Source organism: Lysinibacillus sp. CNPSo 3705, assembly GCF_028674935.1.
Classification (GTDB): domain Bacteria; phylum Bacillota; class Bacilli; order Bacillales_A; family Planococcaceae; genus Lysinibacillus.
Genome location: NZ_JAQZSD010000212.1, coordinates 1 through 406, shown reverse-complemented (window position 1 = coordinate 406; position 406 = coordinate 1). Strand labels below are relative to the sequence as shown.

The 406-nt window shown below is 39.2% G+C and carries 1 protein-coding gene; it reads left to right on the top strand.

What is annotated here, in order from left to right; all coding sequences use genetic code 11:
- Positions 1 to 406 (top strand): transposase (locus tag PVA17_RS25100; RefSeq protein WP_274069382.1); only part of this gene is annotated, 406 nt, incomplete at both ends.

Below are 406 nucleotides of genomic sequence, written 5' to 3'. Positions count from 1 at the left end.
TCTTTCGCCGTTTTAAAAAGGTAGCGAATAAACAATTAGTAGAGGGTGTACGTTTACCAAAAGCGATTGCGATTGATGAGTATAAAGGCGATACAGATGCAGGTGCGTATCAGCTAATAATTGCGAATGCAGAGACGCGCGAACCGATTGATATTTTACCGAATCGTAAAAAAGAAACAATAAAAAATTACTTAAGTCAGTATGGAGCAGATGTTGAGATAGTGGTCATGGATATGAATCCAAGTTTTAAAGCAGCTGTTCGTCAATCACTAGGTCGACCTGTTATTGTGGCAGACCACTTTCATTTTAGTCGTTATATCTATTGGGCAATGGATGAAGTGCGCCGACAAGTACAAAAAGAATGGGACAAATACAATCGCACAAAGTGTAAACGTATGCGTCATGT